Source organism: Streptomyces sp. NBC_01477 (assembly GCF_036227245.1).
Lineage (GTDB): Bacteria > Actinomycetota > Actinomycetes > Streptomycetales > Streptomycetaceae > Actinacidiphila.
Window position 1 is genome coordinate 3,412,171 of sequence record NZ_CP109445.1, and the last position, 13,537, is coordinate 3,425,707.

Below are 13,537 nucleotides of genomic sequence, written 5' to 3' on the forward strand. Positions count from 1 at the left end.
CGCGCCGCGCGGCGGGTGGCGCCGACCGTACGCGCGGACACGACCGAGGCCGTACCCCGTGCAAGGGGTACGGCCTCGGTGCGTGCTGCGGGTCGGCGGACGTGCGGGTCAGTGGAAGAAGTGCCGCGTGCCGGTCAGGTACATCGTGACGCCGGCCTTGCGCGCCGCGTCGATCACCGCGTCGTCGCGGATCGAGCCGCCGGGCTGGGCCACCGCGCGGACGCCCGCCTCGGCCAGGACCTCGAAGCCGTCGGGGAAGGGGAAGAAGGCGTCGGAGGCCGCGTACGAGCCGGCCGCGCGTTCGGCGCCGGCCCGGGCGACCGCGAGCTTGGCGGAGTCGACCCGGTTGACCTGGCCCATGCCGACGCCGACGGTGGCGCCGTCCTTGGCGAGCAGGATGGCGTTGGACTTCACGGCCCGCGACGCGCGCCAGGCGAAGGCGAGTTCGGCCAGCTCGTCGGCGGACAGCGGCTCGCCGGTGGCCAGCGTCCAGGTGGCGGGGTTGTCGCCCTCGGCCTGGAGGCGGTCCTTGGTCTGGAGCAGGATGCCGCCCTCGATGGGCTTGTACTCGGTGGTCGCGGCGGGCGCGGCGGCGACCCGCAGCACCCGGATGTTCTTCTTGCGGGCCAGCGCCTCGACGGCGCCGTCCTCGTAGCCGGGCGCCACGATGACCTCGGTGAAGATCTCCGCGACCTGCTCGGCCATCTCGACCGACACCGGCCGGTTGACCGCGATGACGCCGCCGAAGGCGGACAGCGGGTCGCAGGCGTGCGCCTTGCGGTGCGCGTCCGCGACATCGGAACCGACCGCGATACCGCACGGGTTGGCGTGCTTGATGATCGCCACGCAGACGCCCTCGTGGTCGTACGCGGCCCGGCGGGCGGCCTCGGTGTCCACGTAGTTGTTGTAGGACATCTCCTTGCCGTGCAGCTGCTCGGCGCCGGCCAGGCCGCCGCCGTCGCCGGTGACGTAGAGCGCGGCGGGCTGGTGCGGGTTCTCGCCGTAGCGCAGCGTCTGGCGGCGGGTGAAGACCTCGCCGACGAATTCCGGGAAGTCGCTGTCCTGGTCGGCCGCGTAGCCGTCCACGAACCAGGACGCCACGGCCACGTCGTACGCGGCGGTGTGCTGGAAGGCCTCGGCGGCGAGCCGCTTGCGGGTGTGCAGGTCGAAGCCGCCCGCCTTGGCCGCGGCGAGCACGTCGGCGTAACGGGCCGGGCTGGTGACCACGGCGACCGACGGGTGGTTCTTGGCCGCGGCGCGCACCATCGAGGGGCCGCCGATGTCGATCTGCTCGACGCACTCGTCGTCGCCCGCGCCGGAGGCCACGGTCTCCCGGAAGGGGTAGAGGTTCACCACGACCAGCTCGAACGGCTTGACGCCCAGCTCGTCGAGCTGCCGCCGGTGGTCGTCGAGGCGCAGGTCGGCGAGGATGCCGGCGTGCACGCGCGGGTGCAGCGTCTTGACCCGGCCGTCCAGGCACTCGGGGAAGCCGGTCAGCTCCTCGACCGGCGTCACCGGCAGCCCGGCGGCGGCGATCCGGCCGGCCGTCGAGCCGGTCGACACCAGCTCCACGCCCGCCTCGTGCAGGCCGCGGGCCAGCTCCTCCAGACCGGTCTTGTCGTAGACGCTGATCAGCGCGCGGCGGAACGGCTGCTTGCCCTGGCCCTGGGTGTCTTCGGCGCTCATGCCGGAATCCGTACCTTTCGTCCTTCGATGCGGTAGCCGTCGCGCGACAGCCGCCCTACGACGTCGACGAGCAGGCGCCGCTCGACGTCCTTGATGCGCTCGTGGAGCGCGTCCTCCGTGTCGTCCGCCCCGACCTCGACCACGCCCTGGGCGATGACCGGACCCGTGTCGACGCCGTCGTCGACGAAGTGGACGGTGCACCCGGTGACCTTCGCGCCGTACGCGAGTGCGTCGCGTACGCCGTGCGCCCCGGGGAAACTCGGCAGCAGTGCGGGATGGGTGTTGATGAACCGGCCGCCGAACGCGGCCAGGAAGTCCTTGCCGACGATCTTCATGAAGCCCGCCGACACGACGAGGTCCGGCTCGTACGCGGCCGTCGCCGCGGTCAGCGCCGCGTCCCAGGCGGCGCGATCCTCGTGGTCGCGCACCTTCACCACGAACGTCGGCAGTCCGGCGCGCGCGGCCCGGTCGAGGCCCGCGATGCCGTCGCGGTCGGCGCCGACCGCGACAATTGCGGCGCCGTAGGCGGGGTCGGCGTCGATGGCGTCGAGCAGCGCCTGCAGATTCGTGCCGGAGCCGGAGACGAGGACGACAAGGCGGGTCGGGGTGCCGGAGGCGGGAGTGTGGGCGGCCACTGGCGGGGCTCTTCTCTCGCTGAAGTCGTTCGGATGATCGTACGAGTCGGGGATTGGCCGGATTCCGGGGAACCCTACGAGACCGCCGACCGTCAGCAACGATACCGGCACTCCGCACGGCCCCCACGGGACGGGGGAGCGCGCGGACGGTAGCGTCTGGCGGGAGCACGGGACTTCGCACGCGCTGCGCGCGGGTGAACGTGATGTATCCGACACCTGTTTCACGTATGACTTGTATGCAGGAATGTCGATCAGCCCGGTATGAGGAGTCGAGCCCAAGGGGATGGCGCATCACATCATGAGCAGCGGCCGTAATCGTCTTGCGCTGCGCGCGCCCGGGGGCGACCAGGACCAGGACAATCCGTTCGCGCCACCGCCGGAGGGGGCGCCCGACCAGCCCTGGCGGCCCAGGCAGCCGGAGGATTCGGGCGACTCGGGCGACGGCTCCGGCTCGTCCGGAGGTACGTCCGGGGGTACGCCACCGCCCCCGCCGCCCGCGCGGCGGCCCGGGGCGCCCCAGGCATGGGGCAGCCAGTGGAGCAACCGCCAGCCGCAGGGCGACCGCCCCGACCCGTACGGGCACCGGCCGGACCCCGGCCAAGGGCCGAACGGCCCGCAGGGCACCGGACCGCGCTTCGACCCCACCGACCCGGCGCAGCGGCGCTCGCGCTACGCGCTGGTCTGCGGCGGCTGGGGCCTGATCTTCGCCGTGCTCGGCTGGGTCGAGGTCGGGCTGCTGCTCGGTGCGCTGGCGCTCTACTGGGGGATCAGCGCGCTGCTGATGTCCCCGGAGGACCGGGCCGAGGCCCGCGCCACCGCGGCGTCCGCGCTGGCCGACGCCACGCAGACGCCGCGGCCGACGCCGCCGGCGCCGGGGCCCGACGCGCAGCGGTCCTTCAAGACCGCGGCGTGGACCGGGATCGTCACCAGCGCGGTGACGATCGCGATTGTCGCGTCCAGTTTCGGGCTGCATCTCGCGTACCGGGATTACTACACGTGCAAGAAGGACGCGTTGACGGCGCCGGCGTCGCAGGCCTGCCAGAAGCTGCTGCCTGAGCCGCTCCGCAGCGTGCCCGCGATGCGCCCCTAGAGGGCGCCCCGCCCTGCCCCGCGGTGCCGTCCCGCGACCTTCCCGTGCCGGCGGGCCGGTCGCGCAGTTCCCCGCGCCCCTGGGTGGTAGCCACTTGCGGTGGCTTTCGCACTCGCGGTGCGTCTCGGCTGGGCGCGCAGTTCCCCACGTCCCTGGGTGACGTGCCCTCTGCGGCGGAGGACGGCCCCGCAGGGGCGCGGGGAACTGCGCGGCCAGCCCCAGTGCGGCGGCACTGTGAACGCCGCAGAAAGTGGCGCCGACCCAGGGGCGCGGGGAACTGCGCGCGCAACCACAGGCCAACGGCACTGTGAACGCCACAGCAAGCGGTACCCACCCAGGGGCGCGGGGAACTGCGCGATCAGCCACGACGGGCCCGCGGTCAAAGAACCTGGCTCGGGCCCAGCGGGATTCCTCACCCCGCCGGACGGCGAACCGTGCGGACCCAGGAAACGACCGTGGCCGTCGACACCGCCACAGCCAGCGGCCAGGCCGTCGCCGCGGCCCCGCAGAGCCACCCGCTCGGCCCGAACGTGGCGAGCCCGCCCACGCCCATCGGCCCCCCAGCCGCGGCCGCGAGCAGGGCGAAGGCGAGCCCGCAGACACCGGACGCCCCCGCGGCCACCGCCGCGGTCCGCGAAATCCCCAGCTCGGCCCTGACGCAGCAGAAGGCCATCGCGGCCCCCGCGACCGCCGGCACCGCGAGGGCGGCCCAGCCGACCGCGTGACCGCCGACCCCCGGCAACGCGGCCAGCAGCGGAAAGCGCGGCAGCAGCGGACGGCCGGACACACCGTAAGGCGCCACCGTGCCGGCCCCGACGGCGAACCCCGGCCCGAGGGCGTACGCGGCGGACCACACCGCGAGGTTCGGCACCAGCAGCACGCACAGCAGCAGGAGTGCCGCCTGCCCGGCCGGCGACGCGCTGAGCTGCCCGACGGCCCGTCCGGCGGTCCCGCCGTGCCAGGCCAGGGCGGCGCCCCCGACGAGCGCGCCGCCCCCGACGAGGATCCCGGTGGCGATGGCGCCGACCCGTAGCGCGACGGCGGCGTCCGCGCCCCACGGCACGTACCGTTCGAGCGTCGGCCGTCCGCTGCCGGTCCACGCCCCCACGGCGGTCACCGCTGCCGCGAACAGCGGCACATAGAGCGCCGCCGAGAGCACATCGACCCGCACCGGCCCACCGGCGGCGTATACGGTGACGGGCGCCGCGACCCCGAGGTAGCCGCACAGCACCCACCCCGCGGAGCGGTGCGTGCTGTTCACGACCGCCGATGCAACCCCCCGGTGCAGCAGCCAGGCTGGCAGCGCGGTGAGCAGCAGCGGGGTGAGGCCGATCGGGGCGGGCACCCCGGAGAGCGTGCCGTCGCGCACCAGGTCGGCGCCCTGCGCGAGCAGCCACAGTCCCGCGCCGATGTGCAGGGCGCCGCCGAGCCCGCTGTCGGGGAAGGGCGAGACGACCCAGAGCAGCAGTACGACCGCCGCCAGGCCGAGGAGCGCGAGGCCGGCCGCGGCCGCTCCGGCGACGACCGCGGCCGCGCGGGCCGCCGGGAGCGTCCGGCCGGTCCCGGCGGGCGGGTGTGCCTGGACCTGTTCCGTCAATTGGGTCACGGCGCCCCATGGTGTCAAGAACACCCGTTTCGCCCCCGCAGCGGGCGATTGGTCGTCGTGTCGCGCATCATGTGCCGTATGCGTGCTTTTTTCAGATCATCGTATGAATCAGAGGAAAGGTCCGTCCGGTGAGCGGGGGCAAACGGTCGCACAAGGCCCGGGCCAAGGCGCACGCGAGCACGCGCACCACGCCCCGCCCCGCGCCCTCCGCCCGCACCAACGCCGCCGTCGCGCCCCCGCCCGACCTGGCACCCTCCGCCCAGGCCGAGCCGACGCCCTCCCCCCAGGCCACCGCCACCCCACGGCCCGACCCCGCGCCCGCGCCCTCCACCCGAGCCGGCGCAGCGCACCCGCATGGGTTCGCGAACGTCACGCCTCCCGCTCCCCCGCCCGGCCCCAAGACCTCCCGCCCGCGCAAGCCGGGTCCGCTGACCGACCGTCCGCGGAGGCCCGCGCCCGGTCCCGTACGCGTGCGGGTCGTCTACCGGCCGGTCGCCGCGACCGTCCTCGCGCCAGCACAAGCGCGAACACCAGCCGACACCGCCGCCCCCGCGGACGCGTTCGACGCGCTCTACCGGCGCAGCGCCGCCGACCTGCGGCGGCAGGTCGCCGTGCTGACCGGGGACCGGGCACTGGCCGGGCGCGCTGTGCGGCGGGCGTTCGACGCGGCCTGGCAGCAGTGGCCCGAGGTGGCGCGGGACAGCGACCCGGTGGGATGGGTGCGGGCAGCCGCGCACACGTACGCGCTGGCGCCCTGGCAGCAGCGGCTGCCGGGGCGGCGCAAGGCCCGGCCGACAGCCGGGGCCGGGCTGCCGCAGGCGCTGGTGCGGCTGCACCCGGAGCGGCGGCGGGCGCTACTGCTGCACGACGGCCTCGGGCTGACCCTGGCGGGGACGGCCGCCGAGGCCGAGTCGAGCACGACGGCCGCCGCGTCCCGGATCATCGGCGCCCGGCGGGAGTTGGCCGCGGCGGCGCCCGACGACTACGACGGCGGCGACGCGACGGCCCTCCTGTCCGCCCTGCTGGCGGCGGAGCCGGATGTCCCCGACGAGGCGCCGTCAGGCGTACGGGCCGCGAGCGAGCGCGGGACGCGGCGGCGTACGGCCGGGGTCCTCGCGATGGCCGGCGGGCTCGTGCTGGCCACCCTCGTGTGCATGGTCGCGGGGCCGCAGCAGGCCGCCCCGCCCCCGCGCGGCCCCGCGCACCAGCAGCGGGCCGAGCAGCCGGCGGGCACCTGACGTACGGCACGACGACGGCGTGGACCCGGAGCGGGTCCACGCCGTCGTAGGCCGGACGAACGGCCTGGCAAGCAGCCTGACGTCAGCCGACGAGGATCTCGCGGGCCAGCCGGGCGGTCTCGGACGGGGTCTTGCCGACCTTGACGCCCGCGGCCTCCAGCGCCTCCTTCTTGGCCTGCGCCGTGCCGGAGGAGCCGGAGACGATGGCGCCGGCGTGGCCCATGGTCTTGCCCTCGGGCGCGGTGAAACCGGCGACGTAGCCGACGACCGGCTTCGTCACGTTCTTCTCGATGTAGGCCGCGGCCCGCTCCTCGGCGTCGCCGCCGATCTCACCGATCATCACGATCAGGTCGGTGTCGGGGTCGGCCTCGAACGCGGCGAGCGCGTCGATGTGCGTGGTGCCGATGACCGGGTCGCCGCCGATGCCGACCGCGGACGAGAAGCCGATGTCCCGCAGCTCGTACATCATCTGGTACGTCAGAGTGCCGGACTTCGACACCAGGCCGATACGGCCGGGCTTGGTGATGTCGCCCGGGATGATGCCGGCGTTGGACTGGCCGGGGGTGATCAGGCCGGGGCAGTTCGGGCCGATGATGCGGGTCTTGTTGCCCTTCTGCTGGGCCAGCGCCCAGAACGCGGCGGAGTCGTGCACCGCGACGCCCTCGGTGATGACGACGGCCAGCGGGATCTCGGCCTCGATGGCCTCGACCACGGCGTCCTTGGTGAACTTCTCCGGGACGAAGATGACCGTCACGTCCGCGCCGGTGGCCTCGATGGCCTCCTTGACGCTGCCGAAGACCGGGACCTCACGGCCCTGGTCGAAGGTGACGGTGGTGCCGGCCTTGCGCGGGTTGACACCGCCGACGATGTTCGTGCCGTCGCCGAGCATCAGCGTGGTGTGCTTCATGCCGGTGGCGCCGGTCATGCCCTGGACGATGACCTTGCTGTCCTTGGTGAGGAAGATAGCCATGGTTGTCTTGTGTCCTCGTCCCTTACTTCGCGGCCAGCTCGGCGGCCTTGTCGGCCGCGCCGTCCATGGTGTCCACCCGCTGGACCAGGGGGTGGTTCGCGTCGGACAGGATCTTCCGACCCAGCTCCGCGTTGTTGCCGTCCAGGCGTACGACCAGCGGCTTGGTGACTTCCTCGCCCTTGGACTTGAGCAGTTCCAGCGCCTGCACGATGCCGTTGGCGACCTCGTCGCAGGCGGTGATGCCGCCGAAGACGTTGACGAACACCGAGCGCACGTCCGGGTCGCCGAGGATGATCTCCAGGCCGTTGGCCATGACCTCGGCGGAGGCGCCGCCGCCGATGTCCAGGAAGTTGGCGGGCTTGACGCCGCCGTGCGCCTCACCGGCGTAGGCGACGACGTCGAGGGTGGACATGACCAGGCCCGCGCCATTGCCGATGATGCCGACCTGGCCGTCGAGCTTGACGTAGTTGAGGCCCTTGGCCTTGGCCTTGGCCTCCAGCGGGTTGGCGGCGGCCTTGTCCTCCAGCGCCTCGTGCTCGGGCTGCCGGAAGGCGGCGTTCTCGTCGAGCGAGACCTTGCCGTCGAGCGCGACGATCTTGCCCTCGCCGGTCTTGACCAGCGGGTTGACCTCGACCAGCAGGGCGTCTTCCTTGATGAAGACGGTCCACAGCTGCTGGAGCACATCGGCGACCTGGTCGGCGATGTCGGCCGGGAACTTCGCCGCGGCGACGATCTCGGCGGCCTTCTGCGGGGTCACGCCCTCCAGGGCGTCCACCGCGACCTTGGCGAGCGCGTCCGGGTTCTCCTCGGCGACGACCTCGATCTCGACGCCGCCCTCGACCGACGCCATGGCCAGGAAGGTGCGGTTGGTGCGGTCCAGCAGGAAGGAGACGTAGTACTCCTCCTTGATGTCCGCGGTCTCGGCGAGCATCACCTTCTGGACGGTGTGGCCCTTGATGTCCATACCGAGGATGGCCTCGGCCTTGGCCACCGCGTCGGCCGGGTCAGCGGCCAGCTTCACGCCGCCGGCCTTGCCGCGGCCGCCTACCTTGACCTGCGCCTTGACGACCGCTCGGCCGCCGAGTCGCTCCGCCGCCGCGCGTGCCGCTTCAGGCTTGTCGATGACTTCACCGGCCAGCACCGGTACACCGTGCTTGGCGAAGAGATCCCTCGCCTGATACTCGAACAGGTCCACGCGCGTCCGTCTCCCTTTTCCCTGGAATCCGCTGGAAGTAAGGCTGGATGTCACTCCGGCGTCGGCAGGAGGCTGCCGCCATGAGTGCAGCGCCGCCTGCCGGCTGGGCGTGCCGCTACGGGCAGGGCGACCGCACGTCACCAGCTGTCACCAGGGAAGCGCACGCGGTGTCCGAGTACGCGGCATGTCCGTCTTGCAGGTTATCGCCGTGCACGGGCGCGTCCTAAATCGCTGATCGGTTGTGAGCGGTGAGAACGGTCACAGATCGCCGTGCGCTTCCCGGGGGTCACGCCTCGGGTATCGGGATCCGGCGCTTCTCGATGGCGGCGGCCATCACCTCGGGGAAGAGGTCGGGCGTGCAGGCGAAGGCGGGGGCGCCGAGCGCGGCCAGCGCTGCCGCGTGCTCCCGGTCGTAGGCGGGGGCGCCCTCGTCGGACAGTGCGAGCAGCGCCACGAACTGCACTCCCGACGCCTTCATCGCGGCCACCCTTTTCAGCATCTCGTCCCGGATGCCGCCCTCGTAGAGGTCGCTGATCAGTACGACCACGCTTTCCGCCGGACGGGTGATGAGCGACTGGCAGTACGCCAGCGCCCGGTTGATGTCGGTGCCGCCGCCGAGCTGGGTGCCGAACAGCACGTCGACCGGGTCGTCCAGCTGCTCGGTCAGGTCCACCACCGCGGTGTCGAAGACCACGAGGCGGGTGTTGATGGACCGCATCGAGGCGAGGACCGCGCCGAAGACCGACGCGTAGACGACGGACGCGGCCATCGACCCGGACTGGTCGATGCACAGCACCACGTCCTTCTTCACCGACCGGTCCGCGCGGCCGTAGCCGATCAGCCGCTGCGGGACGACCGTGCCGTGCTCGGGCAGATAGTGCTGGAGGTTGGCGCGGATGGTGCGGTCCCAGTCGATGTCGCGGTGTCGGGGCCTGCTGACCTTCGCCGACCGGTCGAGCGCCCCGGTCAGCGTGGCCCGGGTGCGGGTCGCGAGCCGGGACTCCAGGTCGTCGACCACCTCCCTGACCACGGCCCGCGCGGTCTCCCGGGTCGTCTCGGGCATCGCCTTGTTCAGCGACAGCAGGGTGCCGACCAGGTGGACGTCGGCCTCCACCGCCTCCAGCATCTCGGGCTCCAGCAGCAGCGCCGACAGCCCGAGCCGGTCGATGGCGTCCCGCTGCATGACCTGGACGACGGAACTGGGGAAATACCGGCGGATGTCGCCGAGCCAGCGGGCGACCTGCGGCGCCGACCCGCCGAGCCCGGCCGTACGCTCGCCGGCCCGGCCCGGCTGCCCGCCTGCGCCGCCCGAGCCGTACAGCGCGGTGAGCGTGCGGTCCATCGCCGCGTCACGCCCCGCCAGCTCGTAACCCGTGCCGTCGGACGCCGGGCCGCCGCCCAGCACCAGCCGCCAGCGCCGCAGCCGCTCGTCGGCGTACCCGGCGCTCGCGGCGCCCCCCGTGTCAGTCATCGTCCGCTCCCCCATCCCCGTGCGTGCCCAGATCGGTCGTCGTGGTCGTGCCCAGCAGCAGCCGTACGGTGTGCGCCGCCGCCTCCGCGCGGGAAGGGTCGAGGGTGGTGCCGAAACCGGGCAGCCCCGGCTCCGCCGCCTCTCCGCCCGGCCGCCGCACCGCCGACGGCCCGCGCCGCGCCAGCTCGCCGACCGTGCGCCGCACCCCCGGCTCGAACTCGGCGAACGTCCGCCGCAGCAGCGGCAGCACATCGCTGAACGCCTCCGCCGTCACCCCGCCGAGCCAGCCGTCCACCAGCGCCAGCAGCTTCTCGTCGTGCACAAGCAGCATTCCGCCGCCCGCGAGGAAGCCCTCGATCCAGCCCGCCGACTCCGCCGGTCCCGTCCCCGCCGACAGCGCCAGGCCCATCAGCCGGGCGGCCTGCTCCGCGTCCAGCCGCCCGTCGTCCAGCAGCAGCCGCGCGGCGGCTCCGCGCAGCAGCCCCGGTATCGTCTCGTCGCGGTCGGCCAGGGTGCGCAGCGCGGCGGCCCAGCGGTCCCGCAGCGCCGGGTCCGGGAGCAGGGCGACCGCCCGGTGCACCTCTTCCACCTGCGCGCGCACGGCCGCGGCACTGTCCGCGTCCAGACCCGTGCAGGCCGGCGGCAGCCCGACGCAGATCCGCAGCGCCAGGCCCTCCGCGACCTCGCCGAGCGCTGCCGAGTCCGTGCCGCGCACATCCCCGTAACGCACCGCCCGCACCAGTGCGGGCAGCGCCGCCGCCAGGTGCGCGACATCGGTGTCCAGGGCAGCCCGGTCGGCCAGCACCCGCATCACCACGGGCAGCGCGTCCGGCAGCCCGGCCAGCAGGCACGCCTCGGCTGTGGCGGTGACCTCGGCGAGCGTGCCGGAATGCGCCGCCGCGTCCTCCGCCTTCGCCGTGGCCGCCGACGCCACCGTCGTCCCCCATATCCCGGCCTCGGCGACCCGCACCGCCAACTCCGGCTCCCAGCGCAGCCGCCAGGTCTCCCGGAAGGTGCCCTTGCCGTCCCGGCCCCTGGCCGGCTCGCCCCAGCCGACGCCGAGCAGCACCAGCCGGTGCAGCAGCCGGCTGCGGGCCGCGTCGGTGTCCTTGCGCAGGTCCAGATCCAGCTCGCGGTCCAGCGCCTCGGGCTTCAACCGCAAAGTGCGCTGCTCCCTGGCCAGGTCGCGGGCCAGCGGCACCGCGGGCGCGTCCGGCGGCACCTCGCCGAGCACATCGCCGACCACCAGCCGGTCCCTTATCAGCGCCAGCGGCACATCGGAGCCGTCGCACATCACGGCCCGGATCGCGTCCGTCGTCTCGCCGAGCCCGGCCAGCGGACGGCCGCGCATCGCCGCGAGCGTGTCGGCGAGCCGCACCGCCTCGATGACATGCGCCGACGAGACCGGCAGGTCCTCCTCCCGCAGCAGCCCCGCGACCTTGGTCATCCACCGGGTGACCGGCCGGTCGGCGGCGGTGAACAGATGCCGGTACCAGCCCGGCGAGTCGATCCCCGCGCCGTATCCGCTCGCCCGGGCCAGCCTGCGGTGCGTCCACGGCACCCACGTCGTCTCGACCTTCGCCTTCGGCAGCCCCTTGAGCAGCTGCCGGTCCGCGGCCACCGCCGTACGCCCGGCGAGCGCGGGCACATGCCACGCCCCGCACACCACAGCCGTCCGTTCGTACGCCCGCCGTGCCTCGCGCAGCCGGAGCCGCATATGCGCCTCCCGCACCGGGTCCTGGTCGTGCCCGCCGTCCCCGTGGAGCGCGCGAATCGCGGCCATCGCCTCGGCGAGCGCGGCGAACGGCGCCAGCGGATCACCCTCGTCCGCCCCGCCCCGGTGCTCGACCGCGTCCTCCCACCAGCGCTCCGGGTCGTCGTACCCGGCCGTCTCCGCCAGCACCGCCAGCGGGTCGACCCGCACGTCGATGCCGCCAGGACCCGCGCCGGGCGCCGCCGGGACGCCCTCGGGGACGGTGGGCGGTGCGGGCTCCTCGCCGGTCGGCGCGCGCAGGGCCAGGCTGTGGGCGGCCGGCAGGTCGATGAAGCGGACCTCGGCGCCCGCCTTCGCGGCCCAGCGCAGCGCGACCCACTCGGGCGAGAACTCGGCGAACGGCCAGAAGGCGGCCCGCGCCGGGTCGTCCACCACATGGGCCAGCAGCGCCACCGGCGGGCGCATCGCGGGGTCGGCGGCCAGCGCGACCAGCACGTCGGCCTCCGGCGGCCCCTCGATCAGCACCGCCTGCGGCCGGTACGCGTCCAACGCGGCCAGCACCGCCCGCGCGGACCCCGGCCCGTGATGCCGCACCCCCAGCAGGACGACGCCCTCCGGGACGTCGGCGCCAGCCGTACGCGCCACCGCAGTGGCCGCCGCGCGGTCGGCGGCGTCCGACGCGGCCGGACCCGGGGCGGGCGGCGGCGTCATGACGTCACCTCACGGCAGGCACGGTAGAAGTCCTTCCAGCCGTCCCGCTCCCTGATCACCGTCTCCAGATACTCCAGCCACACCAGGCGGTCCGCCGCCGGGTCGCGCACGACGGCGCCGAGGACGCCGGCCGCGATGTCGCCCGCGCGCAGCACCCCGTCGCCGAAATGCGCCGCCAGCGCAAGGCCGTTGGTCACCACCGAGATCGCCTCGGCCGTCGACAGCGTGCCCGAGGGGGACTTGATCTTGGTACGGCCGTCCTCCGTGACGCCGCCGCGGAGTTCACGGAAGACCGTGACGACCCGGCGGATCTCGTCGGCGCCCCGGGGCGCGGCCGGCAGGTCGAGGCCGCGGCCGATCTGCTCGACCCGGCGCGACACGATCTCCACCTCGTCCTCCGCGCTCGCGGGCAGCGGCAGCACCACCGTGTTGAACCGGCGGCGCAGCGCGCTCGACAGGTCGTTGACCCCGCGGTCGCGGTTGTTGGCGGTCGCGATGAGGTTGAAGCCGCGGACGGCCTGTGTCTCCGTGCCCAGCTCGGGGATCGGCAGCGTCTTCTCCGACAGGATCGTGATCAGCGCGTCCTGCACATCGGCCGGGATACGGGTCAGCTCCTCCACCCGGGCGATCCGGCCCTCGGCCATCGCCCGCATCACCGGACTGTGCACCAGCGCGGCAGTGCTCGGGCCGCGGGTGAGCAGCTGGGCGTAATTCCACCCGTAGCGGATCGCCTCCTCGGGGGTGCCCGCGGTGCCCTGGACGAGCAGGGTCGAGTCGCCGCTGATCGCGGCGGCCAGATGCTCCGACACCCAGGTCTTCGCGGTGCCGGGCACCCCGAGCAGCAGCAGCGCCCGGTCGGTCGCCAGGGTGGTGACGGCCACCTCGACGATCCGCCGCGGACCCACGTACTTGGGTGTGACGACCGTCCCGTCCGGCAGCGTCCCTCCCAGCAGATACGTGGCGACCGCCCACGGGGACAGATTCCAGCGCGCCGGGCGCGGCCGGTCGTCGACGGCGGCGAGCGCGACGAGCTCGGCCGCGAAGGCCTCCTCGGCGTGCGGCCGCAGGGCCTGCTCGGCGCCGGCCGCGGCGCTCGTCGTAGCGGTCATGGCTGTCCCCCACTCGTCGAACGGACCCCCTTCGGTCCGTGCTGTTCCCACCTTGCACCCGACCACTGACAATCCGTCACAGCCCGCTATCCACGCAGGTCAGAGAGATTGT

The 13,537-nt window shown here is 73.9% G+C and carries 10 protein-coding genes; 2 read left to right on the top strand and 8 right to left on the bottom strand.

The features are described 5' to 3' along the window. Positions 1–108 precede the first annotated feature (108 nt). Together purH and purN are read right to left on the bottom strand one after the other, a co-directional pair. Complete coding sequence (gene purH / locus OHA86_RS13865; RefSeq protein ID WP_329175418.1) at positions 109–1,686, bottom strand: bifunctional phosphoribosylaminoimidazolecarboxamide formyltransferase/IMP cyclohydrolase; 1,578 nt, start codon at positions 1,684–1,686, stop codon at positions 109–111. Continuing rightward, on the bottom strand, positions 1,683–2,321 hold the full coding sequence (gene purN, locus OHA86_RS13870; RefSeq protein WP_329175420.1) for a phosphoribosylglycinamide formyltransferase: 639 nt from the start codon (positions 2,319–2,321) through the stop codon (positions 1,683–1,685). The genes purH and purN overlap by 4 nt, the downstream gene beginning before the upstream one ends. 283 nt (positions 2,322–2,604) lie before the next feature. Between purN and OHA86_RS13875 the strand changes: the two genes are divergently transcribed. Next, positions 2,605–3,411 (top strand): hypothetical protein, encoded by an 807-nt coding sequence (locus tag OHA86_RS13875; RefSeq protein ID WP_329175422.1) that lies wholly within the window; start codon positions 2,605–2,607, stop codon positions 3,409–3,411. A 412-nt stretch (positions 3,412–3,823) separates the two neighbouring features. Here the strand turns inward: OHA86_RS13875 and OHA86_RS13880 are convergent, their stop codons facing one another. Next, positions 3,824–5,017 carry a cell division protein PerM gene (locus OHA86_RS13880; RefSeq protein WP_329175424.1) on the bottom strand — a complete coding sequence of 398 codons (1,194 nt, stop codon included), beginning with the start codon at positions 5,015–5,017 and terminating at the stop codon, positions 3,824–3,826. A gap of 128 nt (positions 5,018–5,145) precedes the next feature. On the opposite strand from OHA86_RS13880, the gene OHA86_RS13885 reads away from it, so the two are divergent. Next, a complete protein-coding gene (locus tag OHA86_RS13885; RefSeq protein WP_329175426.1) occupies positions 5,146–6,255 on the top strand; it encodes a hypothetical protein in 1,110 nt (369 codons plus the stop codon). Between the two features lie 82 nt (positions 6,256–6,337). On the opposite strand, the gene sucD is transcribed toward OHA86_RS13885, so the two are convergent. From sucD to OHA86_RS13910, 5 genes are all read right to left on the bottom strand, one after another. Next, complete coding sequence (gene sucD / locus OHA86_RS13890) at positions 6,338–7,225, bottom strand: succinate--CoA ligase subunit alpha (protein ID WP_329175427.1); 888 nt, start codon at positions 7,223–7,225, stop codon at positions 6,338–6,340. 22 nt (positions 7,226–7,247) lie between these two features. Further along, positions 7,248–8,420 carry an ADP-forming succinate--CoA ligase subunit beta gene (gene sucC, locus OHA86_RS13895; RefSeq protein WP_329175428.1) on the bottom strand — a complete coding sequence of 391 codons (1,173 nt, stop codon included), beginning with the start codon at positions 8,418–8,420 and terminating at the stop codon, positions 7,248–7,250. Between the two features lie 286 nt (positions 8,421–8,706). Further along, positions 8,707–9,891, bottom strand: coding sequence for a VWA domain-containing protein (locus OHA86_RS13900; protein ID WP_329175430.1), 1,185 nt, complete (start codon positions 9,889–9,891; stop codon positions 8,707–8,709). Then, complete coding sequence (locus tag OHA86_RS13905; protein ID WP_329175431.1) at positions 9,884–12,316, bottom strand: DUF5682 family protein; 2,433 nt, start codon at positions 12,314–12,316, stop codon at positions 9,884–9,886. Before OHA86_RS13905 ends, OHA86_RS13900 begins: the two co-directional genes overlap by 8 nt. Further along, on the bottom strand, positions 12,313–13,425 hold the full coding sequence (locus OHA86_RS13910; RefSeq protein WP_329175433.1) for an ATP-binding protein: 1,113 nt from the start codon (positions 13,423–13,425) through the stop codon (positions 12,313–12,315). Before OHA86_RS13910 ends, OHA86_RS13905 begins: the two co-directional genes overlap by 4 nt. Positions 13,426–13,537 lie beyond the last annotated feature (112 nt).